The 26,132-nt window shown below is 65.0% G+C and carries 29 protein-coding genes; 19 read left to right on the top strand and 10 right to left on the bottom strand.

What is annotated here, in order from left to right; genetic code table 11:
• The first annotated feature begins 557 nt into the window (after positions 1-557).
• The 6 genes from WC729_RS00405 to tatC all read left to right on the top strand — a co-directional run bounded on the left by WC729_RS00405 (position 558) and on the right by tatC (position 4,587).
• Positions 558-1,565, top strand: a complete 1,008-nt coding sequence (locus WC729_RS00405; RefSeq protein ID WP_372848394.1) for a glycoside hydrolase family 3 N-terminal domain-containing protein — start codon at positions 558-560, stop codon at positions 1,563-1,565.
• 45 nt (positions 1,566-1,610) lie between these two features.
• The gene (locus WC729_RS00400) at positions 1,611-2,342 is read left to right on the top strand and encodes a ScpA family protein (RefSeq protein WP_372848392.1); all 732 of its coding nucleotides are present in this window, start codon (positions 1,611-1,613) and stop codon (positions 2,340-2,342) included.
• Positions 2,339-2,941, top strand: coding sequence for an SMC-Scp complex subunit ScpB (gene scpB, locus WC729_RS00395; RefSeq protein ID WP_372848390.1), 603 nt, complete (start codon positions 2,339-2,341; stop codon positions 2,939-2,941). The genes WC729_RS00400 and scpB overlap by 4 nt, the downstream gene beginning before the upstream one ends.
• A 27-nt stretch (positions 2,942-2,968) precedes the next feature.
• Positions 2,969-3,199, top strand: a complete 231-nt coding sequence (locus WC729_RS00390; RefSeq protein ID WP_372848388.1) for a twin-arginine translocase TatA/TatE family subunit — start codon at positions 2,969-2,971, stop codon at positions 3,197-3,199.
• Positions 3,200-3,334: 135 nt separating this feature from the next.
• Positions 3,335-3,796, top strand: a complete 462-nt coding sequence (tatB, locus tag WC729_RS00385) for a Sec-independent protein translocase protein TatB (RefSeq protein WP_372848386.1) — start codon at positions 3,335-3,337, stop codon at positions 3,794-3,796.
• Complete coding sequence (tatC, locus tag WC729_RS00380) at positions 3,793-4,587, top strand: twin-arginine translocase subunit TatC (protein ID WP_372848384.1); 795 nt, start codon at positions 3,793-3,795, stop codon at positions 4,585-4,587. The genes tatB and tatC overlap by 4 nt, the downstream gene beginning before the upstream one ends.
• Positions 4,588-4,675: 88 nt before the next feature.
• Here tatC and WC729_RS00375 read toward each other — a convergent pair whose 3' ends face one another.
• From WC729_RS00375 to WC729_RS00365, 3 genes are all read right to left on the bottom strand, one after another.
• On the bottom strand, positions 4,676-4,810 hold the full coding sequence (locus tag WC729_RS00375) for an entericidin A/B family lipoprotein (RefSeq protein ID WP_372848382.1): 135 nt from the start codon (positions 4,808-4,810) through the stop codon (positions 4,676-4,678).
• 268 nt (positions 4,811-5,078) lie between these two features.
• Positions 5,079-6,659, bottom strand: coding sequence for a sensor histidine kinase (locus tag WC729_RS00370; RefSeq protein WP_372848380.1), 1,581 nt, complete (start codon positions 6,657-6,659; stop codon positions 5,079-5,081).
• 8 nt (positions 6,660-6,667) lie between these two features.
• Entirely contained in the window at positions 6,668-6,757 is a 90-nt protein-coding gene (locus tag WC729_RS00365) for a NepR family anti-sigma factor (protein WP_372848378.1), read from the bottom strand.
• A 331-nt stretch (positions 6,758-7,088) separates the two neighbouring features.
• On the opposite strand from WC729_RS00365, the gene WC729_RS00360 reads away from it, so the two are divergent.
• The 3 genes from WC729_RS00360 to WC729_RS00350 all read left to right on the top strand — a co-directional run bounded on the left by WC729_RS00360 (position 7,089) and on the right by WC729_RS00350 (position 8,850).
• Entirely contained in the window at positions 7,089-7,895 is an 807-nt protein-coding gene (locus tag WC729_RS00360) for a response regulator (RefSeq protein ID WP_372848376.1), read from the top strand.
• 78 nt (positions 7,896-7,973) lie between these two features.
• Entirely contained in the window at positions 7,974-8,111 is a 138-nt protein-coding gene (locus tag WC729_RS00355) for a hypothetical protein (protein ID WP_372848374.1), read from the top strand.
• An 88-nt stretch (positions 8,112-8,199) separates the two neighbouring features.
• Positions 8,200-8,850 carry a sigma-70 family RNA polymerase sigma factor gene (locus tag WC729_RS00350; RefSeq protein WP_372848372.1) on the top strand — a complete coding sequence of 217 codons (651 nt, stop codon included), beginning with the start codon at positions 8,200-8,202 and terminating at the stop codon, positions 8,848-8,850.
• A 22-nt stretch (positions 8,851-8,872) separates the two neighbouring features.
• Here WC729_RS00350 and WC729_RS00345 read toward each other — a convergent pair whose 3' ends face one another.
• On the bottom strand, positions 8,873-9,010 hold the full coding sequence (locus WC729_RS00345) for a hypothetical protein (protein ID WP_372848370.1): 138 nt from the start codon (positions 9,008-9,010) through the stop codon (positions 8,873-8,875).
• A gap of 131 nt (positions 9,011-9,141) precedes the next feature.
• Here WC729_RS00345 and WC729_RS00340 point away from each other — a divergent pair, with 131 nt between their 5' ends.
• The 9 genes from WC729_RS00340 (at position 9,142) to WC729_RS00300 (ending at position 17,055) form a co-directional block, all read left to right on the top strand.
• Positions 9,142-11,826 carry a bifunctional [glutamine synthetase] adenylyltransferase/[glutamine synthetase]-adenylyl-L-tyrosine phosphorylase gene (locus tag WC729_RS00340; RefSeq protein ID WP_372848368.1) on the top strand — a complete coding sequence of 895 codons (2,685 nt, stop codon included), beginning with the start codon at positions 9,142-9,144 and terminating at the stop codon, positions 11,824-11,826.
• A gap of 13 nt (positions 11,827-11,839) precedes the next feature.
• The gene (locus WC729_RS00335; RefSeq protein WP_372848366.1) at positions 11,840-12,313 is read left to right on the top strand and encodes a peroxiredoxin; all 474 of its coding nucleotides are present in this window, start codon (positions 11,840-11,842) and stop codon (positions 12,311-12,313) included.
• 8 nt (positions 12,314-12,321) lie between these two features.
• Complete coding sequence (locus WC729_RS00330) at positions 12,322-13,113, top strand: ferritin-like domain-containing protein (RefSeq protein WP_372848364.1); 792 nt, start codon at positions 12,322-12,324, stop codon at positions 13,111-13,113.
• Positions 13,114-13,223: 110 nt separating this feature from the next.
• Positions 13,224-14,417, top strand: a complete 1,194-nt coding sequence (locus WC729_RS00325; RefSeq protein WP_372848362.1) for a M23 family metallopeptidase — start codon at positions 13,224-13,226, stop codon at positions 14,415-14,417.
• 59 nt (positions 14,418-14,476) lie between these two features.
• Entirely contained in the window at positions 14,477-14,818 is a 342-nt protein-coding gene (gene erpA / locus WC729_RS00320; RefSeq protein WP_372848360.1) for an iron-sulfur cluster insertion protein ErpA, read from the top strand.
• Positions 14,819-14,822: 4 nt separating this feature from the next.
• Positions 14,823-15,593 (top strand): exodeoxyribonuclease III, encoded by a 771-nt coding sequence (gene xth, locus WC729_RS00315; RefSeq protein WP_372848358.1) that lies wholly within the window; start codon positions 14,823-14,825, stop codon positions 15,591-15,593.
• A 5-nt stretch (positions 15,594-15,598) separates the two neighbouring features.
• Positions 15,599-15,901, top strand: coding sequence for a hypothetical protein (locus WC729_RS00310; RefSeq protein WP_372848356.1), 303 nt, complete (start codon positions 15,599-15,601; stop codon positions 15,899-15,901).
• Positions 15,898-16,686: a transporter gene (locus tag WC729_RS00305; protein WP_372848355.1), complete on the top strand. Its 789-nt coding sequence runs from the start codon at positions 15,898-15,900 to the stop codon at positions 16,684-16,686. The genes WC729_RS00310 and WC729_RS00305 overlap by 4 nt, the downstream gene beginning before the upstream one ends.
• A 138-nt stretch (positions 16,687-16,824) precedes the next feature.
• Positions 16,825-17,055 (top strand): hypothetical protein, encoded by a 231-nt coding sequence (locus WC729_RS00300; protein WP_372848353.1) that lies wholly within the window; start codon positions 16,825-16,827, stop codon positions 17,053-17,055.
• A 31-nt stretch (positions 17,056-17,086) separates the two neighbouring features.
• On the opposite strand, the gene WC729_RS00295 is transcribed toward WC729_RS00300, so the two are convergent.
• A complete protein-coding gene (locus tag WC729_RS00295; RefSeq protein WP_372848351.1) occupies positions 17,087-18,247 on the bottom strand; it encodes an N-acetyltransferase in 1,161 nt (386 codons plus the stop codon).
• Between the two features lie 151 nt (positions 18,248-18,398).
• On the opposite strand from WC729_RS00295, the gene WC729_RS00290 reads away from it, so the two are divergent.
• Positions 18,399-19,505, top strand: a complete 1,107-nt coding sequence (locus WC729_RS00290) for a fatty acid desaturase (RefSeq protein ID WP_372848349.1) — start codon at positions 18,399-18,401, stop codon at positions 19,503-19,505.
• A 213-nt stretch (positions 19,506-19,718) separates the two neighbouring features.
• Here WC729_RS00290 and lptG read toward each other — a convergent pair whose 3' ends face one another.
• The 5 genes from lptG to WC729_RS00265 form a co-directional block, all read right to left on the bottom strand.
• Entirely contained in the window at positions 19,719-20,816 is a 1,098-nt protein-coding gene (gene lptG / locus WC729_RS00285; protein ID WP_372848347.1) for an LPS export ABC transporter permease LptG, read from the bottom strand.
• On the bottom strand, positions 20,813-22,027 hold the full coding sequence (lptF, locus tag WC729_RS00280; RefSeq protein WP_372848345.1) for an LPS export ABC transporter permease LptF: 1,215 nt from the start codon (positions 22,025-22,027) through the stop codon (positions 20,813-20,815). The genes lptG and lptF overlap by 4 nt, the downstream gene beginning before the upstream one ends.
• 93 nt (positions 22,028-22,120) lie before the next feature.
• On the bottom strand, positions 22,121-24,061 hold the full coding sequence (locus WC729_RS00275; RefSeq protein WP_372848343.1) for an ATP-binding protein: 1,941 nt from the start codon (positions 24,059-24,061) through the stop codon (positions 22,121-22,123).
• A 54-nt stretch (positions 24,062-24,115) separates the two neighbouring features.
• Complete coding sequence (locus WC729_RS00270; protein ID WP_372848341.1) at positions 24,116-25,378, bottom strand: aminotransferase class I/II-fold pyridoxal phosphate-dependent enzyme; 1,263 nt, start codon at positions 25,376-25,378, stop codon at positions 24,116-24,118.
• A 4-nt stretch (positions 25,379-25,382) separates the two neighbouring features.
• Entirely contained in the window at positions 25,383-25,625 is a 243-nt protein-coding gene (locus WC729_RS00265; protein ID WP_372848339.1) for an acyl carrier protein, read from the bottom strand.
• Between the last annotated feature and the right edge of the window lie 507 nt (positions 25,626-26,132).

Here is a 26,132-nt window from a genome sequence, read left to right as displayed (position 1 = left end):
GTTTTTAGCCCCTTCCCTTCAGGGGAGGGGCCGTCGCATTTGGGCGCGCCGCGTTTCAGGGCTGATGAAACGAGAAACAGGGTCACGCGAAGGTGCCACGACCGCGCAGTCTGCTCGAAATCGGTTCTCGATCGATTCAACGTCGCTCCGAATCTGTGCACCATGGAGAGTGGCCGGAGCGTGACGAAATGCCGGCCCGCTCTTTCCCATGACGGTCGTGGTCTCCTTGCCTCACCCGTCCCTGTTACGGAGAAAATCGCCCTGTTAGCGCGCGAGCCCTCCCTGTTCCGTGTGAATTTCTCCCTGTTATTCAGGAACAGGGAGAAAGTGCAGTAATATATTGAAATATAATAAAGAAATCTCCAACAAAGTTGGAAATAACAGGGAGAGAAAAAATCTGTGCCCTGTTTCGCCCTGTTAGCGTCGAATTCGATCTCATTTACGCGCCTTCGCGTGAACCCTTGCTTCGGATCGTTCGCCCGGGCGCATCGTATGCAATTATCCTCCCTGTTGGGGGAGGGCTTTTGGACGGTCCACGTTGCTGTTAGTCACCTCGCATGAAGCCCGTCATCTACGGCCTGTCCGGCCTGACTCTTACGCCCGAGGAACGCTCCTTTTTCGGTGAGGCCGATCCGGCCGGCTATATCCTGTTCAAACGGAATATCGCGGACCGGGCACAGGTTCGCGCGCTGACCGACAATCTGCGTGCGCTGTCGGGCCGCAACGACCTGCCGATCCTCATCGACCAGGAGGGCGGGCGCGTCGCGCGGATGGGGCCGCCGGAATGGCCGGCGTTCCCGGCTGGCCCGGCCTTTGACGCGCTGTACGAGACAGCGCCGATCTCGGCGATCGAGGCGGCGCGCGCCAATGCCCAGGCGATCGCGCTGATGCTGGCCGAGGTCGGGATCACGGTCGACTGCCTGCCGCTGCTCGACGTATCGCAGCCCGACACCACCGAGGCGATCTCCACTCGCGCGCTGGGGTCCGAGCCGATGCGCGTCGCGGCGATGGGCCGGGCGATCATCGAGGGGCTGCGCGATGGCGGCGTGGTCGGCGTGGTCAAGCATATGCCGGGACACGGCCGGGCGAAGGTCGACACCCATTATCATTTGCCGACCGTCACGGCGTCGGACGCGGAACTCGAGATCGACCTCGCGCCGTTCAAGGCCCTGGCCGGTGCGCCGATGGGCATGACCTCGCATATCATCTTCCAGGCGTGGGATCCGGAGCGGCCCGCGACCTTGTCGCCGATCGTGATCGAGGACGTGATCCGTCGGCGGATCGGCTTTGATGGGCTGCTGATGACCGACGATATCGACATGAAAGCGCTGACCGGTAGCGCCGGCGACAAGGCGGCGGGCGCGATCGCGGCCGGCTGCGACCTGGTGCTCGATTGCTGGGGCCGGATGGACGAGATGGAGGATATCGCCGAGCGGTTGGGCGAAATATCGGCGACGTCGTTGGGGCGGCTGGAACGGGCGATGGCGACCATCGTGGGCACGCAGCCCCGGGGTGAGATGGCGGACCTCATTGCGAAGCGGGATGCATTGCTGGCGCTGGTCTAATTCCTCCTCTTCCCCCTCCGGGGGAGGAACTGTTAGCGTGGTCCGATGGACTCCGACGCCGAGACGCTGACCCTTGATATCGATGGCTGGGAAGGCCCGCTCGACCTGTTGCTGGCGCTTGCGCGCAACCAGAAGGTGGATCTGCGCGAGATATCGATCCTGGCGCTGGTGGATCAGTATCTGCGCTTCATCGAGCAGGCCAAGGCGATCAAGCTCGAGGTCGCGGCCGATTATCTCGTGATGGCGGCATGGCTCGCCTATCTCAAATCGGCGCTGCTGCTGCCGCGCGATCCGGAGGAGCAGCCGAGCCCCGAGGAACTGGCGCTGCGCCTCCAGCTGCGGCTCGAACGGCTCAACGCGATGCGCGAGGCAGGCGCCCGGCTGATGGCGCGCGACCGGCTGGAGCGCGACGTTTTCCTGCGCGGCGCGCCGGAAGGGCTGCGCACGGTGCGCAAGGCATTGTGGCAGGCCGAGATCTACGACCTGATCTCCGCCTATGGCCGGATCAGCGCGCGCACCCGCCCGGTCATGCACATCGTCGCCAATCGGCCGGTGATGACGCTCGAAGCAGCACTGGAGAGGGTATCGCGTCTTGTCGGCGAACGGATAGACTGGGCCATGATCGAGACCTTTCTGCCCGACTCCGCGTCCGGCATCTTCCGCAAGTCGGCGCTCGCCTCCAGCTTCGTCGCGGCGCTCGAACTGGCGCGGCAGGGCAGGGTCGAGCTGCGCCAGAAATCGCCCTTTGCCCCGCTCTATTTGAAGGGTTCCGCATGAAGCGCGCCGACGATTTGACGCGCGCGGTGGAGGCAGTGCTGTTCGCGGCGACCGAGCCGATGACGGTGGATGCGATCCGCGCGCATCTGGGCAATGCCGACAATGTCCGCGGCGTGCTGGAGGAGATTCAGGCCGATTTCGCCGGGCGCGGCATCGAACTGGTCAAGCGCGGCGACCGCTGGCATTTCCAGACTGCGGGCGACATGGCGCATCTGCTCCGCCGCGACCGTGAGGAGCCGCGCAAGCTCAGCCGCGCCGGCATCGAGACGCTGGCGATCATCGCCTATCACGAGCCGGCGACTCGCGCCGAGATCGAGGCGATTCGCGGCGTGCAGATCTCAAAGGGTACGCTCGACGTGCTGATGGAGGCGGGCTGGATTCGTCCCGCGGGAAGACGCGAAGTACCGGGACGGCCGCTGCTCTATGCGACGACGCCCGAATTCCTGGCCCATTTCGGCCTTGCCAGCAGGCGCGACCTGCCGGGAATCGATGATCTCAAGGCGGCGGGGCTGCTCGATCCGGTCGATCTCGCGCTGGAACATGCCGGCGAGCACGATGATGAGAACACCGAGGTAGAAAATGCGGACGAAGAGGCCTAGATAGGCCTCTGTCCTAGGAGATTTGTGATGGGTAGTTTCAGCCTGATGCACTGGCTGGTGTTCGGTGTAATCGCGATCCTCGTGCTCGGGGGCGGACGCTTCTCGAACATGATGGGTGACGTCGCCAAGGGCATCAAGCAGTTCAAGAAGGGCATGGCCGAAGAGGAAGAGACGCCTCGGGAGCCGAGCCGGATCGACCGGAAAGTCGGCGAGCCCGTGATCGAGGTCGAGGGCGAGAAGCTGCGCGAGGAGCGCTGAGCGTTGCGGACCTACGCCGCGTCGGCGCCGCTTGCGGCATTCCGGCGCGCGCGTGGCCGCATGGTGATCTTTATCGTCGCACCGAAAACGGCCCTGGCGCGCCATCGGGGCCACGGCTTTTCATAGAGTTTCCGAATGTTCGATATCGCGCCCACCGAATTGATGCTCGTCGGGATCGTGGCGCTGCTCGTCATTGGTCCCAAGGACTTGCCCAAGGCGATGCGCTTCGTCGGCTATTGGGTGTCGCGCGCGCGCGGCGTCGCGCGGCAGTTTCGCTCCGGCTTCGATTCGATGATGCGCGAGGCCGAACTGCAGGAAATGGAAAAGAAATGGGCGGAGGAGAATGCGCGGATCATGCGCGAGCATCCGCCCACGCCGCAGCAGATGTTGCCCATGGCCGTGGTGGATCATGAGGATGCCGGCCCGGCGCTGGTCGAGCCGCCGCTGATCGCCGCCGCGCCTGAGCCGGAGGCGCTGCCAGCGCCCGCGGCGAAGCCGGCCCGCAAGTCTCCTGCGAAAGCCAAGGCTGTGGTCGACCCGGAAGCGGCCCCGGCCGCCAAGCGTGTCCGCAAGCCTGCCGCCAAGGCCGAGTCATGAACGCGCCGACGGACGATCTCGACGCCAGCCGTGCGCCCTTGCTCGATCACCTGATCGAGCTCAGGCGGCGGCTGCTCTATTGCGTCGCCGCCATCGTGGTGAGTTTCTTCGTCGCCTTTTATTTCGCTGAGGAGATTTTCGGGTTCCTCGTCCATCCACTGGCGGCGGCCGGGCAGAACAAGGTCATCTACACCCAGATTTTCGAGGCGTTCTTCGTCCAGGTGAAGGTCGCTTTCTTTGCGGCGATGATGCTGTCCTTCCCGGTAATCGCCAACCAGCTCTGGCAATTCGTGGCGCCGGGCCTGTACCGCCAGGAAAAGAAGGCGCTGCTGCCCTTCCTGCTGGCGACACCGGTGCTGTTCATCGGCGGCGCTGCAATGGCCTATTACGTCGCCGTGCCGATGGCGCTGCACTTCCTGCTGTCTTATCAGGGCGACCTTGGGGGCGGCGTGAAGCAGGAGGCGCTGCCGTCGGTCGCCAATTATCTGTCGTTCGTGATGCAGTTCCTGTTTGCGTTCGGCGTCTCGTTCCTGCTGCCGGTGGTGCTGATGCTGCTGGAGCGCGCCGGAATCGTCACGCGCAAGCAATTGATCAGCGCGCGGCGCTATGCGATCGTCGGGGCCTTCGCGATCGCCGCGGTGCTGACGCCGCCCGATATCGGGTCGCAGCTGCTGCTCGCGATCCCGCTCTGCCTGCTCTACGAGCTGGCGCTGATCGGCATCTGGTTCACCGAGCGCAAGCGCGCCAAAGTCGCCTCGGACACCGAGACCACGGAAATCGAGAAGGTATAGCGCTCGCCGTCGCGTGCTGGCGGAACGGGTGCAAAGAAAAGGCCCCCTCCCGGTCGGGAGGGGGCCTCAGTCTGCCTAGAGGGGCAGATTATTTGGCGTCGTCAGCTGTCTTGGCGACGGTGCTGCCGGCGGAGGACACGTCCTTGCCGACGCCTTCGACGGTGTTGCATGCGCTGACCATCAGCGCTCCGGCGACGAGGGCCAGTCCAACAAGCTTGCGCATCGAATATCTCCTGAGATTGGCTTTTGCCAAAGGCTCAATGATCGGCGCGCGCGTTCGTTCCGTGGAAGCAACGGCACGATATCATTGATCCAAAAAGAATTTGGGCCCGAAAGCGCCACCGGGGGGGGAGGGTTGACGCTTTCGGGCCCATGTCTTGGATAGCGAGAGCGGGGGGGCATAAATTCACTATCCGAGGCTAAGAACGTAGCTCTCGCGAAGCGGTTCCAGGGATTCGAAAAAATTTTTCGATTCTTTTGAATCGCTTGAATCAGTCGCGTCCGGTGATCGCGATCGCGATCTCATAGGCGCCGACCAAGGGATCGTGATGGAGCTTCGAGCGCAACTGGCGCGACAGGCCTTCCATCACACGGCCATAACGTTCCTCGACCACCTTGCGCAGATCGTCGCCGTCGATGAGCGCCGGCGAATTGACGCGGAGCAGGGCGCGCGCCTCATTCTCGTCCGGCTTCACCGAGATGCGGATCTGCGCGGTGGGATTGAAGGTCATCGCCAGCTCGACGATCTCGGTGATCAGGAAGGCGACGGCAATGGCCACGTCCTGGTTGACCAGGAACGGATCGATATCGATCGCGATGGCCAGTTGCGAAGATCCTTCCGGTGCGGTCGCCCTTATGTTCGAGGCGAGCTCGCCGATCACCGAGCGCAGCGAGAGCCCGCGATTCTCCTCCAGCTCAGCGAAATGGTGGCGGTGGACGACCGCGAGTGCGTCAACGCGCCGCTGGATCGAGGCATAGGCGGCGGTCGCTTCCTTGCTGCGCGCGCCGCGGGCATGGAAGTTGATCAGGCTCGAGATGACCTGGAGATTGTTCTTCACGCGGTGATGAACCTCGCGCGTCAGCCGGGTCTGGCGCACCAGCCCTTCGGCGAGGCCCGCTTCGTGCGCCGCGACGGTGCGGCTGATCATGCGGAAGGTATCGCCCAGTTCGCGGATCTCCTGGGCGGGGAGGGCGCGCACCTCGGCCGGGTCGATCTCCTCGCCGGGGACATAGGCGGCGACGCTGGTGCGCAGGCGGCGCAGCGGGCGGATCAGCAGCCGATCGACCACGAACCAGCCAATGCCGGCCGCCGCCGCCCACATCAGGATCGGCAGCAGCATGGCGATCATGAGCGGGGAGGTGATCGGGGCGCTGCGCACGCTGGTCTCGAGCGACAGGCCGCCGACGCCGAGCGACGTCCGCATCATCTCGCGCCGTTCCAGCGCCCCGCGGGGTGGGAGCTGGGTCACCGGTAAAGAGTCGCTGCCATGCAGAAGCACCGCTTCATAAGGCGGCGCGAAATCGCTGGGCCGACCGGTTTCGGCAAGGAAACGCGTCGGAAAGAAGGCCGTCCCGGTCGCACCGGTGGCGCCGGCGATGGCCAGCACCAGGCCGCGCCCGGGGACGATTCGGGCCGCGATCGGATCGGTACCGGCGACGACCGGCGCCAGGTCGGACGGAAAATCCGCGCCGCACAGCGGGCGGGCGCGGCGATCGCGGATGACGAAGCGCGTGCCGCTGACTGCCTGTTGCGCGAACACACCCTGTGCCCGGGCGCAGCTTGGCGCGTCGCCCTGATCGGCGTCGAGGGCGTTGAGGGCGGTGCGTAGCGCCGTCATATCGCCGACCAGTTCGATCGCGAGCTTGCGCGCGCTTTCTGCAGAGGCAAGGCGCAACTGGGCGCGGGCGGTTTCGTCAGCGGTCTGGGTCGTCTTCAAAGAGGCGAAGAAGGCGATGATGGCGAGCGGCAGCAATGCCGCGCTCAGGATCAGGAAAATCTTGGCGCCGGTCGGAATCTGGGCAGCGAGCTTCAGTCGTGCCGGAGCCTGGGGCTCGGCGGCGGAGTCCGCCATACGCTCGCTCAGTCGAGCTTGCTCAGGAGGTCGAGCATCTCGGGCGGAACCGATTCGTCGACCGTCTTTTGATATACGGTGCGCAGCGCTGCCCCCATATCACGGTCCTTGCTCTGGACCCTGGCCGGCTTCGCGGCCCGCGGTTTTTTCGAAGACTCGTCGCCCGAACGCAAAATCGTCCCCCTTGAGCATCCGGTGTGTAAGCCGGGCATATCGAGAAACCCGACCGAGGAAAACGGCCGGGAGCATCGCGCATACAATCCGCGACGAAAGCATGAAACCAAAGATCGCCTCGATTGTTCCATGTCCGATGCGAAAAAGCCCGGCACTCACGCTCGGGTCGCGAAACGCGTTGCAAAGGCGGGGGGCCGCTTCCACAAGGACCCTCGTTAGACCTTGGCGTTTTTCTTGGAGGAGACCCCGTCAGCCATGTCGCTTGGACAGCAGCTTGCCCCCCACCTTCCTTTCCTCCGCCGCTATGGCCGGGCGCTGACCGGCAGCCAGCAGCATGGCGACCGCTATGTGCGCGCGACGCTCGAGGCGATCGTCGCGGCCCCTGCGGAATTCCCGCGCGACGTCGATCCGCGTCTTGGCCTCTATCGGACGTTCCAGGCGATCTGGAGCTCGACCAATTATGACGAGACGCCGGAGAATACGGGCGCCGATGCCGGGAGCAGCCAGGAATCGATTGCGCGGGCCCGGCTCGCGAAGATGACGCCACTGTCGCGCCAGGCGCTGCTGCTCACTGCGATGGAAGGCTTCACGCCCGAGGACGCGGCCTATCTGATCGAGGTCGAGACGAGCGAAGTCGATTCGCTGGTCAACGAGGCGCTGGCCGAAATCGAGAAGCAGACGCGTGCCCGTGTGCTGATCATCGAAGACGAGCCGATCATCGCGATGGATATCGAGACGATCGTGCGCGATCTTGGCCACGACGTCACCGGCGTGGCCGTGACGCGCGATGAAGCGGTCGCTCTGGCCATGGAGGACCGTCCCGGCCTGGTGCTGGCGGACATCCAGCTGGCCGACGACAGTTCCGGCATCGACGCGGTCAAGGATATCCTGGCGGAGTTCAATGTGCCGGTGATCTTCATCACTGCTTTCCCGGAACGCCTGCTGACCGGCGAGCGTCCCGAGCCGACCTTCCTGATCACCAAGCCGTTCCAGCGTTCGACCGTGAAGGCAGCGATCAGCCAGGCATTGTTCTTCGATTCGGCGACAGTTCCCGCCCTCTGACGGGAACTTTTCCCTGACCCCCGGCATTGGAGTTCCATCTGGTACGGACCCAAAACAATGCTCGGGGGTTATAGGGATATGGCAAATCCAGAAGAACAGACTCACCTCAGCGGTGAAGAGGCCCGGGCAGGCGCGACCCCGCATATGACCCGGTACATATTGGGCATCTCCCTGGTGCTCGTGATCGTGATCTTCGCGTTCCTGTTGCTCCGCTAATCTCTCACATGACCGAAACCGCGTGGCGTGGTGGACTTGAACAAGGTCCGCCCCCATGTTCGCTTTCCGGACCACGAAACGGATGTTCATGACCGACGCTTTCGAGACCGACGACGATGACGATATGGCGCCAGAGCCGGTCGAGCACGTTGCTCTGTCCGATTCCGAGTTCAAGGCGCAGCTTGCTCAGGTAATCCCGCATCTGCGCGCCTTCGGGCGTTCGCTGTCGGGCAACCGCGATCTCGCTGACGATCTCGTTCAGGAAACGCTGATGAAGGCCTGGGCGGCGCGGCTTCGATTCCAGGCCGGCACCAATATGCGCGCCTGGACGTTCATCATCCTGCGCAACCTCTATCTCTCCCAGATGCGCCGCGCGCGCTTCAAGGGGGAATGGGACGATCTGGTCGCCGATCGCATCCTCGCGGCCCCCGCGAGCCAGGACCGCCACGTCGAACTTGGCGACATGCAGCGCGCGTTGCTTCATCTGCCCCAGCCCCAGCGCGAGGCGCTGATCCTCGTCGGCGCGGGCGGCTTCGCCTATGAGGAAGCGGCCGAGATCTGCGGCGTCGCGGTCGGCACGATCAAGAGCCGTGTCGCGCGGGGCCGCGTCGCGCTCGAGACGATCATGAACGACAATTCGCTTCCGTCGCGCCGCAGCCACAGCAATGAGCCGGGCATGACCGCGCTCGATTCGATCATGGGCGAAGTCGAGGATCTGAGCCGGGACCGCGGCGACTGACGCTGCGGGTTCCGTACGATCCTTAGCGGCGCTGCATGTTCCGGTCGGCGAGGTCGATCTGGCGAAGCAGCGCGGAGAAATCGTCCGCCTGTGGGTCCTGACGGCCAAAGGCGGCACGCAAGGCCCCGCTGATCATGTCGCTCGTCTTCGGCGCAGCCACGATATATCCTTCGGATACAGCGTCTCTCGCGGAAGGTGTCATCTTGATCGACATGAACCTAGAACGAACGAGCAACCGAATTCGTTGCTCGCAAATCCAAGTTAATTAACGGGATTATACGTAGTTGTTGCATGACTGACACGTATCCTGAAGAATTGATTAAAGACGCGGTTCGCCGCGCAGGGGCGGAATCGCCCTTTTTGACCTTGCTGCTCGATCGCGAACCGGCGCTTTCCGCCGACCTCGATCAGGGAATTTTGCCGTCACTTGCGGCGGTGCCGATCGACGATCCCGCAATGCCGGTAATGCGCCGGTTGCGACTTGAGCGACGACGATTGGCGCTGCTCGTCGCTATCGGCGACCTGGCGGGCGCGTGCGACCTTACCGCGGTCACGGCCGCCCTTTCCGGTTTCGCCGACCGGGCGCTCGATACGGCGATCACGGCGGCGATCGCCGAACGGACGCCGGGGGCAGCCCCCATGGGATTCGCGGCCATCGCGCTCGGCAAGCAGGGCAGCCATGAGCTCAATTACTCGTCGGATATCGACCCGATCCTGATCTTCGATCCCGAGACTCTGCCATGTCGCCCGCGCGAGGAGCCGGACGAGGCGGCGGTGCGGATCGGCCGGCGGGTGGTCGAGATACTGCAGGCCCGCGACGGCGACGGTTATGTGCTGCGTGTCGACCTGAGGCTGCGTCCATCGCCCGAGGTGACCCCGATCGTCCTGCCGGTGGATGCCGCGATCTCCTATTATGAATCGCTCGCGCTGCCGTGGGAGCGCGCCGCGTTTATTCGGGGCAGGGCGGCCGCCGGGGACCTGACGCTCGGCGCGCGCTTCCTCGAGACGATCCGGCCGTTCATCTGGCGCCGCGCGCTCGATTTCGGGGCGATCGGCGAGATACGGGGCATCTCACGTCGGATACGGGACCATCATGCGCAGGGGCAGGTGTTCGGCCCGGGTTTTGACCTGAAGCGCGGGCGGGGTGGTATTCGGGAGATCGAATTCTTCGCCCAGATTCATCAACTTATCCATGGCGGGCGCGATGCGTCGGTGCGGGCGCCGGCGACGCGCGATGCGCTCGCGCGGCTCGCGGAGGCGGGCTGGATCGCCGCAGGGGAGGCAGCAGCCATGACGGCGGCCTATACCCTGTTCCGCACGATCGAGCACCGGGTGCAGATGGTCGACGACCGCCAGGCGCATCACCTTCCGACCGGGCCGGCGCTCGACGGGCTGGCGCGGCTTCATGGCGTCGCCGATGGAGAGGTACTACTCGATCTGCTCCGGCCTCATGTCGAGGCGACCGCGCGGACCTATGACGCGCTCGACCCGGACGACGAGGGCGCGCTGTCGCAGGATGGCGAGCATCTGGAGGAGCAACTTGCCGCTGCCGGGTTCGCCGACGCACCCGCGGCGGCACGGCGGATCGAGCAATGGCGCGGGGGCACCTATCCGGCGCTGCGCAGCCCCGCTGCGCGCGCGGCGCTTGAAGCGGTGCTGCCCGGACTGATCGAGGCGCTGGCCAGGGCGCCCGATCCACAAGGAGCGATCGTCCGGCTCGACGTCATGCTGGCGAAGCTGTCGAGTGCGATCAATTTCTTCCGCCTGCTCGAGGCGCGGCCAGCGCTGGCGCGGCTGCTCGGCGCGATCCTGAGTCATACGCCAACGCTGGCCGAGGCGCTGGGCAGGCGGCCCGAACTGTTCGACGGCCTGATCGATGCCAGCGCGCTTGATCCGGTGGGATCGGTCGACGCGCTCGCGGACGAGATGCGTGGGGAGGCCGGCGATTATCAGGCGCAACTCGATCATGTCCGCCGCGTAGTCGGCGAGAAGCGATTTGCGCTCGGCACGCAGATCGTCGCCGGGGTCGGCGACCCGCTCGAAGTGTCGGCCGGTTATGCGCGGGTGGCTGAGGCGGCGATCGTCACGCTTGCCGAGGCGACGGTGGCAGAATTCACCCTGAAGCACGGCGTGGTGCCGGACAGCGAACTGGTCATCCTGGCGCTTGGCCGGATGGGCGGCGGGGCGCTGACCCACGCATCGGACCTCGATCTGATCTACCTTTTCACCGGCGACTATATGGCCGAATCCGACGGTGAAAAGCCTTTGGGTGCGGTGCTTTATTATAATAGGCTTGCACAGCGTGTGAGCGGTGCACTGTCTGCGCCCACCGCCACCGGCCCGCTCTACGACATCGACACGCGGCTGAGACCCTCGGGCACGCAAGGGCCGCTGGTCGTCTCGCTCGATGGCTTCGCCCGTTATCAGCGCGAGGATGCCTGGACCTGGGAGCATATGGCGCTGACCCGGGCCCGCCCGGTGTTCGGGTCGGAAAAGGCGCGGAGCGCGACCCAGGCAGTGATCGATGCCGTGCTGCGCGGGGATCGTCCGGATCGCGACGTGGTCGCCGATGCGATCGGCATGCGAGCCGAAATGGCCGCGCACAAGCCGCCGGCCGGGCCGCTCGACGCCAAGCTGTCACCGGGCGGCCTAGTCGACCTGGAGTTTGCGGTGCATGTGGTGCAACTCACCACGCATGCCGGTCTCGACCCGCATCTCGCCGTGGCGATCCGCGAGCTGGTCGAGGCCGGGCTGGTGCCGCCGACGATCGCCGCGGCGCACGATTTCCTGACCCGGCTACTGGTCACCTTGCGGCTGGTGGCACCCGATGCGCAGCCGCCGGCCCAGGCCACCCGCAACCTGATCGCGCGCGCGCTCGACGTCGCCGACTGGGAGGCAGTGGTTGCGTGCTTCGCAACGACGCGGCAGGAGGTCTCCGATTTCTGGGCCGCGGTGGCTCGAGGCCGGAAGAACTGACTGGAGACGGGTGATGGCGGCGGTGATCGAAGAAGGCAGCAAGCTTCCGAATGTGGATCTGACCACGCCCAGCGGCGGCAAGATCAACCTGCGCGACTATCTCGGCAAGCCTCTCGTCCTGTATTTCTATCCCAAGGACGACACGTCGGGCTGCACCCGCGAGGCGCAGGATTTCAGCGGACACTACCCCGAATTCCAGGCGCTGGGGGTCGAGGTGCTCGGCGTATCGCGCGACACGCCGATCAAGCATCAGAAGTTCATCGACAAATACGACCTGACCGTGCCGCTCGCGACCGACGATCAGAACCAGGCGATCGAGGCGTTCGGCATCTGGGTGGAGAAGAAACTCTACGGCAAAACCTATATGGGCATCGACCGATCGACCTTTCTGTTCGACGGCAAGGGTGTGCTGGTGCGGATCTGGCGGCGGGTACGCGTGCCGGGGCATGTGATCGACGTGCTCGAGGCGCTGAAGGAACTGCGCTGATCGTCACGATGACCATCGCGCAGGCGGTGCGGGAGGTGCTGGAGACGGCCGATCCCGCAGCGAAAGTTCGTGCCGCCCGGGCGGCGGCGCGGGCGTGGCGTCAGGGACGCCACGAGCATGCGTTCGACGTCGCCATGCCCGATCGCCCGGCGCGGCCCACGCATCCCGAATTGCTGGCACCGAGCGAGATGCCGCGGCGCGGCAAGGGTGGGTCGGAGCGGGGCCGGATCGCGCTGCTCCACGCGCTGGCGCATATCGAATTCGTCGCCATCGACCTCGCGTTCGATATGGTCGGGCGGTTCGGTGCCGAATTCCCGCGGGGCTTCACGGACGACTGGATGTCGGTCGGCGCCGACGAGGCAATGCACTTCGCCCTGCTCGACCGGCGGCTGCGCGCGCTCGGCAGCCACTATGGCGCGATGCCGGCGCATGACGGCTTGTGGGAATCGGCGACAGCGACCGCACAGGACTCGCTTGCCCGTCTCGCGGTCGTGCCGATGGTGCTCGAGGCGCGCGGACTGGACGTGACGCCGGAGACGATCCTGCGCTTCCGATCAGCGCGCGACGAGCCAAGCGCGCGCATCCTGCAACGTATCCTGACCGATGAAATCCGGCATGTTCGCGCGGGCACGATCTGGTTCGAATTCGGCTGTTCCGCCAAGGGATTCGCACCCGAATCACACTGGCGCTCTCTGGTCGCGCGATATTTTCGGGGGATGATTAAGCCGCCGTTCAACGACTCGGCGCGCAACTCAGCCGGTCTGACGCTAGAATATTACGGCGCGCTTGCCCCTGTATGAAAAACTAGGTCAATTGCGACACGTTCAGGACGCGGAGGGGCTGCGACCAGGACGATTAGGGGCGGGCGCTGGATTTCCGGCAATCGCATTCAAATGGTCGCCGGGGATAGATGAGCAAAATTTCCATCGCGTCGAGCGCGCAATTTGTGTCGCGACTGAAGACGCATTTCACCACCCGGGACTTCATTTTTCACGACGGTCGTGACCTGCGTCGCTTCAGCGTCGGGGGGCGCACCCAGGCGCTGATGGCCGGTGTTGCCGGGATTACCCTGTGCTTTTCCGCCTATGGCGTCGCCCAAGCAGCCGTTGGCGCCGTCGCGATGAGCGGCATCGTTGATGCCCCGCTCTCGCCCGAAGCCAAGGTCGCGCAGATGCAGGCGAAGGTCGCCGCGATGCAGGCCGATGTCGAAACCATCAAGCAAGCCGCCAAGGCCCATGCCGTTCGCGTCGAGCAGCGCCAGGCGCTGATCTCCGCCGTCATCACCGGCAAGGGCGATCCCCGTGCGCTCGCTTTGGCCGCGCCGACCATTTCCACCCATGCCGACCAGCTTGCCGCCGACGTGCTTGCGCCGCTCAAGAAGGTCGAGCAGCGTCAGGTTGCCATGGCGGTCAAGGCACGCCAGGCCGCCGAGCAGCGTTACGCCATGACCGTGGCGCATGTCCGCAAGCTCGGCATCGCACCGGAGCGTTTCGCGCCGCGGATGCCGGCGATGGGCGGGCCGTTCGAAGCCGCCGACAGCGTCGAGGCCGAGGCCGATCTGCGCGCCGACATGCAGTTCCGCTCGCTGTTCATGACCTGGAAGAAGCTCGACTCGCTCGAGCAGGGCGTGATCGCGATCCCTTCGGCCCAGCCGGTCGAGCGTCTTGCCTTCACCAGCAATTACGGCGTCCGCGCCGATCCGTTCCGCGGTACCGCCGCGATGCATGCGGGCGTGGACATTCCCGGCCCGGTCGGCACCCCGATCTATGCGACCGCCGACGGCATCATTGATCGCGCCGAGCGTTCGGGCGGTTATGGCAACATGGTCGAGATCAACCATGGCAAGGGCATCCAGACCCGTTACGGCCATCTCTCCAAGATCCTTGTCGCGCCCTTCACTCGCGTGCACCGCGGCCAGCTGATCGCGCTGATGGGCTCGACCGGCCGTTCGACCGGCCCGCACCTCCACTATGAGGTGCGCATCGACGGCCATGCCGTGAACCCGATCCCGTTCCTGCAGACCGCCGACTATCTGCTCGCGGTGCAGGATCGTGCGCTGAAGACGACCCAGGTTTCGGTGGGCGGCCCGGCCGCAGCCGACTGATCTGTCCGGGTGCCCGGGCATCGGTTGCCGATGATCCCGGGAACGCCTATCTGCCATTCATGGCAACCGTCACAGCTCCAGAGATCGCGCTCACTGATTCCGCTGCCGCACGCGTCGCGGCGATTGCGGAGAAGCAGGGCAAACCCGCCATCCTTCGCCTCTCGGTCGATGGTGGCGGCTGTTCGGGCTTCCAGTACAAGTTCGGGTTCGCCGATTCGGTCGACGCGGATGATGCGGTGGCCGAGAATCGCGGCGTGAAGCTGGTCGTCGATTCGATCAGCCTCGATCTCGTGCGCGGCTCGGCGGTCGATTATGTCGAGGATCTGGGCGGCGCCGCGTTCAAGGTGACCAACCCCAATGCGGCGTCGGGTTGCGGCTGCGGCTCCAGCTTCTCGGTCTGATCCCTTGCGAATCGTCACCTACAACGTCAACGGCATCAAGGCGCGCCTGCCGCGCCTGCTGGAATATCTCGCCGAGCAGGCACCCGATGTGGTGTGCCTGCAGGAACTGAAATCGAGCGACGAGACCTTTCCTGAGGCGGACATCCGGGCGGCCGGCTATGGCGCGGTGTGGCACGGGCAGAAGGGTTTCAACGGCGTCGCGATGCTGGCCAAGGGCAGCGATCCGGTCGAGCGGCACCGCGGGCTCGCCGGAGATCCGGACGACGAGCATAGCCGTTACCTGGAGGCCGAGGTCGCCGGCGTGGTGATCGCCTCGATCTACCTGCCCAACGGCAATCCCCAGCCGGGCCCGAAATTCGACTACAAGCTCAAATGGATCGAGCGTCTGTCGGATCGCGCCCGCGCGCTGCTCGCCGAGGAAAAGCCGGTGGTGCTCGCGGGTGACTACAACGTTATTCCCAATGACGACGACACTTTCTCCGTCCGCGCGATGCAGAATGATGCGCTGATGCAGCCGGAAAGCCGGTCGGGCTATCGCGCTTTGGTCGCCCAGGGCTGGACCGACGCGCTGCGCACGCGGCATCCCAAGGGTGGGGTCTGGACCTTCTGGGACTATCAGGCAGGCGGCTGGCAGCGCGATGCCGGGTTCCGGATCGATCATCTGTTGCTCAGCCCGCTCGCCGCCGATCGGCTGGCGGATGCCGGTGTCGACAAGGAATATCGGGGGCGGGAGAAAGCAAGCGACCACGCCCCGGCATGGGTTCGGCTGCGCTAGGTCGCATGACCTTCGACCTCCAGAAGATGCTCCACCGCAAGGGCGAGTTCGAAACAGCCCGGCTCGACGATTTTGCTTTCCGTGCCCGCGCCAGGACGATGCGCCTGCTCGCCGAGGCGCTGAGCCGCGAGCCCGCCTCGCTGATCGGCCGGATCGCAGAGGGCGATGATACCCATATCCTCGATATACTCGTGGGGGAGGGACTCGACCGGGGCAACGTCGACCAGGCCTATTATCTTGCCCGTAACACGGCGGAGCGGACGCTGCGCGCGGAACTCGGTGATCCCTCGCCGGTACGCCTCGCATGAAGCGGCTTGTGGTCGCGCTCCTGTTGCTGCCGACCGCTGCATTTGCCGAGGATCGGGATTATTGCCCGGCGCGCCCCGGGCTTGGCACGCCGGCGTGCACCATCGCGCCGGGGCGCGTCTCGGTCGAGATGGGGCTGGCCGACTGGACTCGCGACGATAGTCCGAACCAGCGGGAGGACACGATCCTCATCGGTGACACGCTGATGCGGATCGGGCTGACCGATACGGTTGAAGCGCAGCTCGGCTGGACGGCGTTCGGCCATGTGCGGACACGCGACAAGGCTACCGGCGGCGTCGACACCGCCGATCGTGCGGGTGACGCGCTGCTTGGTCTGAAGGTCAATCTCCACCACCCGGACGGCAGCGGCTTCTCCGCCGCGGTGCAGCCCTTCGTCACGCTCCCGGTCGGGCGGACGCCGGTGGGGGCAGGGGATTGGGGCGCGGGGGTCGTAATTCCAGTCAGCTTCGACCTTGGGCATAAGCTCAGCCTGCAATTCTCGCCCGAAGCCGATGCAGCTGTGGATCAGGACGGGCGGGGACGGCATCTCGCCGCCAGCGGCACGATCGGGCTTGGCCTGGCGATCAGCGACTCGGTGAGCGGGACGATCGAATTCCAGGAAGCTTGGGACGACGATCCGACCGGGCGGTCGACCCAGGCCCTGTCGTCGATGTCGCTCGGATGGATGCCGCACGACGACTGGCAATTCGATGTGGGTGCCGTCGCCGGGCTGAATCGCGACGCACCCGACGCGGAACTCTATATCGGCATTTCGCGCCGTCTATAGGCGCGCTCGTAGTGCGTATGGACGCTCGTGGATTGCAGCAATCCACTGAGACCGAAGCGCTCCACTGTCTGACACATTTAAGGCAGTAACACGCTTGGCGGACCGTCACCATGCGCTCCGCTTTAGCGGAGATGGATCATGTCCCTGTTGTTCAGCCTCGCAAGTGCGGCCGCCGCGGCGATCAGCTCGCCGGTTGCTGCCGATCCCGCTGCCGGAGCGCCGCCCGTAGCGGCGGTGAGCCCCGTGAAACCGGCGAAGGAGAAAAGATACTGCATTGCCGAGACGGCGCCCGGCTCGCACATGACGAAGAAGACCTGCATGACGCTGAACGAATGGCGCGCGCAGGGAGTCGATCTGAGCCCGAAATGAGGGAGCGGTTCGGCGGCGTGCCGGACCGCGCTCACAGCGTCTTCTGATAGATCTCGTAGGTCTTGTTGACCCGGCTGTTGATGGTCTCGGCGATGGCGTTCATGCCTTGATTGTCGTCGAGCACCCAGCCGATCTCGCCGCGCGTCGCGCCGTAATTCGTCAGGGCCGCGCGGCGGATATATTCGATCATCATGAAGGCGAGCTGGCTCGCCATGCGGGAGGATTGCAGCTCCTTCAGCACGCCCATCAGCGGCACGCGCATGGTGCGCACCTGCGGCTTGCGCAGCCACAGCAGCAGCTTGGCCCAGCCAAAGGGCAGCAGGCTGCCGTTCAGCGGCTTGATCGCCTCGTTGAGATCGGGGAGCGTGATCATGAACGCGACGGGCCGGCCGTCCAGCTCCGCGATGCGGATCAGGTCGTTGAACACGATCGGCTTCAGCTTGACGCCGACATCGGCGATCTCGGGCGGGGTGAGGGGGACGAAGCCCCAATTGTCCGACCAGGCATCGTTGAGGATCGCGAGGATGATCGCCGCCTCCTCATCGAACTTCGACTTGTCGACCTCGCGGATGCGGATGCGCGGATTCTTCTCGCCCGACTGGATGATCCGCTTCACGATCGGCGGGAAATCCTGCGTGATATCGAGGTCATAGGTGTAGAGTGTCTTGGCGGGGCTATAGCCCGCCGCTTCGATCCAGCCGCGATATTCGGGCTTGGCATGGCCCATCATGATCGTCGGCGCGTGATCATAGCCCTGGATCAGCAGGCCGGGCTCTTCCCAGATCGACATGCTGATCGGGCCGAGCACCTTGGTCATGCCCTTGTTGCGCAGCCAGCCCTCGGCCGCGTTGATCAGCGCCTGGGCGGTGTTGGCGTCCTCTGCATCGAACAGGCCGAACTGGCCGCAGCCCGGGCCGAAACCCTGCTCAGCCGGCATGGTGAGCGCGAGCGTGTCGATATGGGCGGAGATGCGCCCGACGACCTGGCTGCCGCGCTCGGCGAGGAAGAGCTGTGCTTCGGCATGGCTGAACCAGCCATTCTTCTCCGGCGTGATCAGCCCCAGCGCCTCGCTCTTCAGCGGCGGCACCCAGTTCGGATCGTCCTTGTAGAGCCGGAAGGGCAGGTCGACGAATTTCTTGCGATCGGCCTTGCTGCTGATCGGTCGGATGGAAAGCGGGTGCGTGTTAGCCAAGACGACAAGCCTCTCTGTAAGAACTGCGCACTCCCGCGTGCCGCACAAGCTGTCAAGCGTGCTCCTGTCAAGCACCAGCGAGCCTTTGGGACGACGGCATACCCTGTTGCTGCCACCATATAGCCACTATCTTTGGGCAATGCCGCGAACCATGAACACATCGCTTGCCTTCGATCCGCGCGACACGGCGCCGAGCCCGAGCGCGGTTCTGCGGACCAGTTCGGAGCGCATTGCCGACGACAAGACCATGCTGCGGACGGCCGCGGAGCTGACGCGCGACCTCAATGCGCCGAAGCCCGCCATCTACTGGACTGACCTGATCCTTTCGGCCGCACTCGGCTATGCCGCGCTGGCTGCGACGATCCTGGCGCCGTCGACCGGCTGGGCAATCGCTGCGGGCGTCGTCGCGATTCTCGCGCTCTACCGTGCCGACAGCTTCATCCACGAGATCACGCATATCAAGCATTCGGCGCTGCCGGGTTTCCGCCTCGGCTGGAACCTGATGGCGGGCATCCCGATGATGGTGCCGTCCTTCATGTATGAGGGCGTGCATAACCTTCACCATGCGCGCACGCGTTACGGCACGGTCGAGGATCCCGAATATCTGCCGCTCGCGCTGATGAAGCCGTGGACCCTGCCGTTGTTCGTCGTGACCTCGCTGCTGGCGCCGGTCGCGCTGCTGCTGCGCTTCGCTGTGCTCGCACCGATCTCCGTGCTGTTCCCGAAGATGCGCACCATGCTTGACGAGCGCTATTCGAGCCTGTCGATCAACCCAAGCTTCCGCCGCCGTCCGCCCGAGGGCGCGTTCAAGACGCATTGGCGCCGGATGGAAGCGGCGACGAGCGTGTGGGCGATCGCGCTGCTGACCCTGACGGCGACGGGCGTCATCCCGTTGCGCGCGCTGCTGATCTTCCTCGGAATCACCTCGGGCGTGGCCATCCTCAACCAGGTGCGTACGCTGGTCGCGCATCTGTGGGAGAATGAAGGCGAGGCGATGACGGTCACGGCGCAGTATCTCGACACCGTCAACGTGCCGCCGCCGGCGCTGCTGCCGGTGCTGTGGGCACCGGTGGGCCTGCGCTACCATGCGCTCCACCATCTGCTGCCGGGTGTGCCCTATCACGGGCTGGCCGAGGCGCATCGCCGCCTGTCCGCCGCGCTGGGAGAGCAATCGCCCTATCACAAGGCAAGCTATCCGGGTCTGCCGGGCCTGGTCGATCGACTGGTGCGCAGCACGATGGGCCGCCGCCCGGGCTGATTGATTCGGGGCGAGAGCGGCGAAGCTTGGATCGGACCAGGCATTCGTGCGGGGTCTCCTTTTCCCGGTATCAGGCCCGGCTGGAAAAATGGTCGGAACGGCGCACAGCACCTCGCCACGATCGGTCCCCTACTGGGCCCCGGCCTTCGCCGGGGAAGCAAGCTGAGTGGTGGCGAGCGCCTGTCATGGCGCCGATCTAGTGCATGGTCTGAGCTATTCCTCGGTGCGGACCAGCACTGCTTCGCCGATCAGGAAGAACAGCAGGAACGGCGCCCAGGCGGCAAGGAAGGGTGGGTAAGCGCCCAGATTGCCCATCGCCAGCGCGAAATTGTCGGCCACGAAATAGGTGAAGCCGAGCATCATGCCGATCACGGCGCGCAGGAACAGCTTGCCCGAACGCGCCAGGCCAAACGCCGCCACCGCACCGAGCAGCGGCATCAGCACTGACGAGAGCGGTCCGGACAGCTTGTGCCACAGCGAGCCCTCGAGCGCCTTGGTCGGCCGGCCGGCGTCGGACAGGTCCGAGATCGCGGAACTCAGCGCGCTGAACGACAGGCCATCGGGGTCGACCGTCGCCAGGGTGAACTGGTCGGGGCGGACGCCCTCAGCGACGGTGATCGTGCCGAGCGGGGTCTTCTTGCCGCTCTTCACGTCGAAACGGCTCGCCGAGCTGATCTGCCATGCCTCGCCGTGGCGCTTGCCGCTCGGCGCGCTGATGATGCCGACCAGGTTGCCGCCCTGGCGATCGTAGAGCGTGATGTTGGCCAGCGTCGCCGCATTGCCGCGGCCGCGGATCTGGCCGACCTCGATCAGGTCGTCGCCGTCGCGCACCCAGACGTTGGAGCGATCGCCGCGATCGATCGGCACCGGCGCATATTCCGCCTTCTGCCATTGATCGAGCGTCCCCGTGGCGCGCGCGACGATCCGGTCGTTGAAGGTGAAGGAGATGAGCGCGACGCCAAGGCTGGCAACGATCAGCGGCGCCAGCACCTGATGCGCCGACAGGCCCGATGCCTTGAGCGCGACGATCTCGCTGTTCTGGTTCAAGGTCGTCAGGGTGATGATCGTGCCGAGCAGCACCGAGAAGGGCAGGAAGCGCGCAATGATCTCCGGCGTGCGCAGGCTGACATAGCGCCAGATCTCCGCATCGCCATTGCCGGCATGCGCGAGGATCCGCCCGGATTCGCTCAGCAGGTCGAGCGACTGGAGAACCAGCACCAACGCCCCAAGGATCGCGAAGGTGCGCACCAGGAACATCCGGCCCATGTACAGCGACACGGTGCGCGAAGGGAAAAGCTGCAGCGCGATCATGTCGTGGCCGCCTCCTCTTCCTCTTGATCCTTGGGCCTGGCGCCGGGAAGCCAGCGACCGACCAGCTTGCCGGCCTTGGCGAAGACCCGCTCGAGCGCGCCGATCGGCTGACCGCCGGGTACATAGGCGATGGTGTAATACATCCAGAAGATCAGGGCCGAGAAGATGATGAAGGGCCCCCATAGCGCGATCAGCGGATCGACCGTGCCCATGCCGCCAATGTCCCGGGCATATTCGTTCACCTTGTGGTAGGTGACGATCATCACGATCGACAGGAACACGCCCAGCGCGGAGGTCGATCTTTTGGGCGGTATGCCCAGCGACAGCGCCAGGAACGGCAGCAGGAACATCGTCGCCACTTCGGCCACGCGGAAATGGAAGGCAGCCCGGCTGGTGTCGCGCAATTTCTCCGGCGCGGCCTGATTGCCGCCGATCTTAGCGAGTTCGGGCAGGGTCAGCTCGTTCCTGCCCTCCCGATTCCGGAAATTCTCGTATTTCGGCAAGGCGATCGGCAGATCGTGGAGACTGAAGGTCAGCACGCGCGGCGTCGGGACGCCGGGTTCGTTGCGCACCAAAGTGCCGTTGGTCAGGCGGAAGACGATCTCGTCCGGGTTGTCGGTCGCGAAGAACTGCCCGTGATCCGCGGTAACGGCGTAGTCGCCGCCCTTCTTGTCGACCATGTGCACGAAGATGCCCGAGAGCTTGCGGCCCTGTTCGCGGCTCTGCTCGATGCGGATCGTCATCTTGTCGCCGAAATGGGTGAACTCGCCCACCTTGATCGAGGCGCCCAGCGCGCCGGTCCGCAGCTCGAACCGCAGCTTTTCATAGGCGTAGCGCGCGTCCGGCTGAACGAACCCGACGATCGCCAGGTTCACCGCGGCGAGCCCGATCGTGTACATGAAGGGCACCCGCAACAGGCGCGTATAGCTCATGCCCACGGCGCGGAGCACGTCGAGTTCGGAGGTGGTGGCGAGCTTGCGGAAGGCGAGCAGGATGCCGAGCATCAGCCCGATCGGAATGCCCAAGCCGAGATATTCCGGCAGGAGATTGGCCAGCATCTTCCAGACGACGGCGACCGGCCCGCCTTCGGTGGCGACGAAATCGAAGAGCTTCAGCATGCGATCGAGCACCAGCAGCATCGCGGAGATGATGAGGGTCGAGAACAGCGGCACTGCGATCAGCCGGGCCATGTAGCGGTCGATGGACTTCATGGAGCTAGCGGCGGCAGCCTTTGCGAAAGGGCAGGATAAACTCGCCCGGTCGAGCGGCTATATCGGGGGAGGGAGGCTGCGTCAGCTACCAAATCACTCAGCAGCGATACTGTCGGGTTCGGTGCCGCGCGGTGCGGCAACGGCGGCGGCGATCGCACGCTCGAGCGCGCTGATGGTGAAGGGCTTGCGCAGCACGTGCCGTCCGCCGAATGCCGCCTCGTTCGCGTCCCCGGCATAGCCGGTGACATAGAGCACGGCGACATGGGCATAGCTGTCCGCCAGCGACGCGACCATTTCGGGGCCGGTCTGTTGCGGCATCAGCACGTCCGAGACGATCAGGTCGATGCTGCCCATGCGGTCGAGCAGCGCCCGCGCAAGGAGCGGGTCGTCGCAGGCAAGGGGGCGGTGGCCCAATTCGGTGAGCGCGGCCATGGTCGAGGTGAGCACGCGCGAATCGTCCTCGACCACCAATATGTCCAGCGCCGCCGCGGCCGCGATGTCGACCTGCTCCTCGCGCGGCGCCTCGACGATCGCGGCACCCATATGGCGCGGCAGATACAGGGTGACGGTGGTGCCCTGGCCGGGCTCGGACTCGATGCCGATCTCGCCATCGGCCTGGCGGACAAAGGCGAAGATCTGGCTCAGGCCGAGGCCGGTGCCCTTGCCGACGGGCTTGGTGGTGAAGAAGGGTTCGAACACACGCTCGAGCACTTCGGGGGTCATGCCGCAGCCGGTGTCGGTCACTGCGATCGTCACATATTCGCCCGCCGGGCAGGTGCCGACCTGCTCCGCCGCCAGCACGGTGCCGCCGGTAGCGATGGTCAACTGGCCGCGGCCATCCATCGCGTCACGCGCATTGACCGCAAGGTTCAGCAGGACGTTCTCGAACTGGTAGCGGTCAGCGCGGATCTGCCAGCCATCGCGCGCATCGTCCGTGGTGACGGTGATGGCGTCGCCTAGGGTCCGGTCGAGCAGGTCGGACATGCCCGCGACCAGCGGACCGGGTTCGATCGGCTCGAGCTTCAATGCTTCCTCGCGCGAGAAGGCGAGCAGGCGCCGGGTCAGCGCGGCAGCGCGATTAGCGCCCTCCATGGCGTTGTCGATATGGCGCCTGGCCTGATCCGGATCGACGACATTGCGACGCGCCAGCTCGAGTCCACCGAGAACGACCGCAAGCATGTTATTGAAATCATGGGCGATACCGCCGGTGAGCTGCCCGACCGCCTCCATCTTCTGGACCTGGCGAAGCCGCGCTTCCTTTTCAAGCAGTTCCTCCGTCGCCTTGGCGACCGCTGCCTCGAGATCTTCCGCACGTTGGCGTTCCGCCTCGGCCTCAGCATTGGCCGCCGCGCGTTCGCCGAGCGCGCGGACGGTCATCCAGCCCAGCACGATCGCGCCGAGCACGATGAGGATGCCGAACGCGCCCAGCACGCGAGCGACGCGGGTCGATTGCGCGACCGATCGCAGCGCCTCGCCGGTGCGGGCATCGAGCACCGAGCGCTCGCGCGCGATGATCTGGTCGAGCAGGTCGTTGATCTGGCCGAGCGACGCGGCCTCGCGCGCCTGGTAATAGCGCGCCAGTGCCTGGTCGTTCTTGTGGTAATTGGTGCTCAGCGCAATCAGCGACAATTCCTTGCCGCGCACTTCATAGGAGCGCTGCAGCGCGTCGGTCAGCTTCTGCTGATCGGGGTTGTCGCCGGTCACCCGGTCCAGCTTGGCGATCTGCCCGCCGGCGACCCGCCATTCGTCGTAGAAGCGGCGGCCGAGCGATTTGTCGCCGCTGATGACATAGCGGCCAAGCGACGCTTCCGACCCGGAGATGGTCCCGGACAGGGTCCGTGCGAGGATCATCACCTCGAAGCTGTGAGTCTGCAGCTTGAGCGCGCGGTCACGCTCGTTATTGGCGCTGTTCAGCGTCAGCATCAGGGCGACAAGCACCAGCGCGCCCAGCAGCCCCATCACGACCAGCATGATGGTGCGCCAGGCGCCCCCAGGCTCCCCGGGAGCCACGGCTTCGCCTTCGTTCCCGCTCATTAGACCTGATTCTACCCGTAACCGCGACTCGTGAAAAGCCGCCGTATTTTCAGCTCAGCTTATCGCGCCGGTGGCCTGTCCCGCGGATCTGAACATCTCGATGATCGTTTCGATTTGTTCCGCGCTGTGTTCGGCGCAGACCGAGCAGCGCAGCAGATAGGTGCCGGCCGGCGTCGCGGGCGGGCGCGCCATGTTCACATAGAGCCCGCCTTCGAGTAGCGCCTGCCACATTGCGACTGCCTGGGTCTGATCCTCCAGGATCACCGCGACGATCGCTGATTCCGGCGTTTTGGTGCCCAGCTTGAAGCCCATCTCGGTCAGGCCGCCATGCAGGCGCTTGCTGTTCTCCCACAGATGCGCGCGCTTGTTATGCGCGTGCATCAGCTTGCGGATCGAGGTCGCCGCGGTCGCGACGACCGAGGGCGGCAGCGAGGCCGTGAAGATATAGGGGCGCGACACGAAGCGCATGATCTCGAACTTCGGATGGTTCGAGACGCAGAAGCCGCCGACCGTGCCGACCGACTTGGAGAAGGTGCCGACGACGAAATCGACCTGGTCCTCGAGCCCCTGGTCCTCATAGACGCCGCGGCCATTGGGGCCGAAAAAGCCCATGGAGTGCGCCTCGTCGACCAGCACCATGGCGCCGTGCTTCTTCGAGACGGCAACCATTTCCTTCAGTGGAGCGATGTCGCCCATCATCGAATAGACGCCTTCGAGCACGACCAGCTTGCCCGGCTCCGGCGGCAGGCGGCCGAGGCGCTTGTCGAGGTCCTCGACCGAATTGTGGCGGAAGCGCACGACCTCGGCATTGCCCATCGCGCAGCCGTCATAGATCGAGGCATGGCTGTCGGCGTCGAGGATGATGTACTCGCCCTTGCCGGCGAGCGCGGAGATCATGCCGAGATTGGCCTGATAGCCGGTCGAGAAGACGATCGCGCCGGTGGTGCCGTAGAATTCGCGCAGCGCCGCCTCGACATCCTGATGGTCGCGGAAGGTGCCGTTGAACACGCGGCTGCCATTGGTGCCCGATCCGAACTGGTCGAGCGCGTCCTTCCCGGCCTGGATGACGTCCGGATCGAACGTCATGCCCATATAATTATAGGTGCCGAGCAGGATCGTCTCCTTGCCCTTGATGATCGCGACGGTCGGCGACTTCACTTCGTCCATCACGATCGCGAAGGGGTCGCGCACGCCGGTGTCGAGCAACGCCTGGCGCTCGGCGATCAGCGGGTCGTATTTGGTGAAGAGGTCGCGTTCGGGCGGGATCACGGGCGGGTCGATCGGTAGTGCATCGGCGGTCTGGGCGGAGTCAGTCATCGATTCAGGCTTTCAGCTTCATCACCGCATCGACGAGCTGCCCGACCGTCTCGATCTCGGCCTGCATGTTCATCGTGATGATGATCTCGAAGTCGTCCTCGATCGCCGCGACGAAATCCATCACCGTCAGGCTGTCCCACTCCAGGTCGCCCTGGAAGGTCGTCGCGTCGGAGAGCGCGACACCTTTTTTGTTGAAGGGTTCGATCAGGCCGGTGACGGTGTCGAAAACGTGTGCGCGGTCGGTCAAGACATGTCCTTCGAAGAGTGGAGCCGAGCCCTGCCAAGAAAATGCGGCGGCTTTCTGACGATCCTATAGCAGCCCCGAACGGCGATGCCACCGGGGTGGGCGCTTTGACGCGGGTGGCCGAAGCGGGGCCGATTTCCCTGTTCCGTGGGCAATAACAGGGAAATTAACAGGGAATTGTTATTTCTTGTGCCCGATCCGGCGCGATTCGACCAGAAATTGCATATTAAAAGCAGTGGGTTGCGGGTGATTTCCCTGTTATTGGATAACAGGGAAATTCCCGGCCGGAACAGGGAATTTCTTTTCCCGGAACAGGGAAAATCGGGCAGGGAGCCGGCGCAGAGGGTGAGCGGACGAACCATGCCGGAAAGCTGGCACAGTCGAGCGCCGGATTGAATCAACCCCCATAAATCACTCTGACCCCTTTTGCGGGATCGGTTGGCAAATCGGGAGAGGTCGTGGCACTCTCCGGGGATGGAGCCTCAGCCGCCTCGCACCTTTGCGCCCAAT

It is taken from the genome of Sphingomonas sp. (genome assembly GCF_041661825.1).
Lineage (GTDB): Bacteria > Pseudomonadota > Alphaproteobacteria > Sphingomonadales > Sphingomonadaceae > Sphingomonas.
This window is presented reverse-complemented; position numbering and strand designations above follow the sequence as displayed.

Coding starts and splice junctions, on each gene's coding strand:
- WC729_RS00405 (WP_372848394.1), top strand. CDS start 558: ATGAAGCCCGTCATCTACGGCCTGTCCGGCCTGACTCTTACGCCCGAG.
- WC729_RS00400 (WP_372848392.1), top strand. CDS start 1,611: ATGGACTCCGACGCCGAGACGCTGACCCTTGATATCGATGGCTGGGAA.
- scpB (WP_372848390.1), top strand. CDS start 2,339: ATGAAGCGCGCCGACGATTTGACGCGCGCGGTGGAGGCAGTGCTGTTC.
- WC729_RS00390 (WP_372848388.1), top strand. CDS start 2,969: ATGGGTAGTTTCAGCCTGATGCACTGGCTGGTGTTCGGTGTAATCGCG.
- tatB (WP_372848386.1), top strand. CDS start 3,335: ATGTTCGATATCGCGCCCACCGAATTGATGCTCGTCGGGATCGTGGCG.
- tatC (WP_372848384.1), top strand. CDS start 3,793: ATGAACGCGCCGACGGACGATCTCGACGCCAGCCGTGCGCCCTTGCTC.
- WC729_RS00375 (WP_372848382.1), bottom strand. CDS start 4,810: ATGCGCAAGCTTGTTGGACTGGCCCTCGTCGCCGGAGCGCTGATGGTC.
- WC729_RS00370 (WP_372848380.1), bottom strand. CDS start 6,659: ATGGCGGACTCCGCCGCCGAGCCCCAGGCTCCGGCACGACTGAAGCTC.
- WC729_RS00365 (WP_372848378.1), bottom strand. CDS start 6,757: ATGGGGGCAGCGCTGCGCACCGTATATCAAAAGACGGTCGACGAATCG.
- WC729_RS00360 (WP_372848376.1), top strand. CDS start 7,089: ATGTCGCTTGGACAGCAGCTTGCCCCCCACCTTCCTTTCCTCCGCCGC.
- WC729_RS00355 (WP_372848374.1), top strand. CDS start 7,974: ATGGCAAATCCAGAAGAACAGACTCACCTCAGCGGTGAAGAGGCCCGG.
- WC729_RS00350 (WP_372848372.1), top strand. CDS start 8,200: ATGACCGACGCTTTCGAGACCGACGACGATGACGATATGGCGCCAGAG.
- WC729_RS00340 (WP_372848368.1), top strand. CDS start 9,142: ATGACTGACACGTATCCTGAAGAATTGATTAAAGACGCGGTTCGCCGC.
- WC729_RS00335 (WP_372848366.1), top strand. CDS start 11,840: ATGGCGGCGGTGATCGAAGAAGGCAGCAAGCTTCCGAATGTGGATCTG.
- WC729_RS00330 (WP_372848364.1), top strand. CDS start 12,322: ATGACCATCGCGCAGGCGGTGCGGGAGGTGCTGGAGACGGCCGATCCC.
- WC729_RS00325 (WP_372848362.1), top strand. CDS start 13,224: ATGAGCAAAATTTCCATCGCGTCGAGCGCGCAATTTGTGTCGCGACTG.
- erpA (WP_372848360.1), top strand. CDS start 14,477: ATGGCAACCGTCACAGCTCCAGAGATCGCGCTCACTGATTCCGCTGCC.
- WC729_RS00310 (WP_372848356.1), top strand. CDS start 15,599: ATGACCTTCGACCTCCAGAAGATGCTCCACCGCAAGGGCGAGTTCGAA.
- WC729_RS00305 (WP_372848355.1), top strand. CDS start 15,898: ATGAAGCGGCTTGTGGTCGCGCTCCTGTTGCTGCCGACCGCTGCATTT.
- WC729_RS00300 (WP_372848353.1), top strand. CDS start 16,825: ATGTCCCTGTTGTTCAGCCTCGCAAGTGCGGCCGCCGCGGCGATCAGC.
- WC729_RS00290 (WP_372848349.1), top strand. CDS start 18,399: ATGAACACATCGCTTGCCTTCGATCCGCGCGACACGGCGCCGAGCCCG.
- lptG (WP_372848347.1), bottom strand. CDS start 20,816: ATGATCGCGCTGCAGCTTTTCCCTTCGCGCACCGTGTCGCTGTACATG.
- lptF (WP_372848345.1), bottom strand. CDS start 22,027: ATGAAGTCCATCGACCGCTACATGGCCCGGCTGATCGCAGTGCCGCTG.
- WC729_RS00275 (WP_372848343.1), bottom strand. CDS start 24,061: ATGAGCGGGAACGAAGGCGAAGCCGTGGCTCCCGGGGAGCCTGGGGGC.
- WC729_RS00270 (WP_372848341.1), bottom strand. CDS start 25,378: ATGACTGACTCCGCCCAGACCGCCGATGCACTACCGATCGACCCGCCC.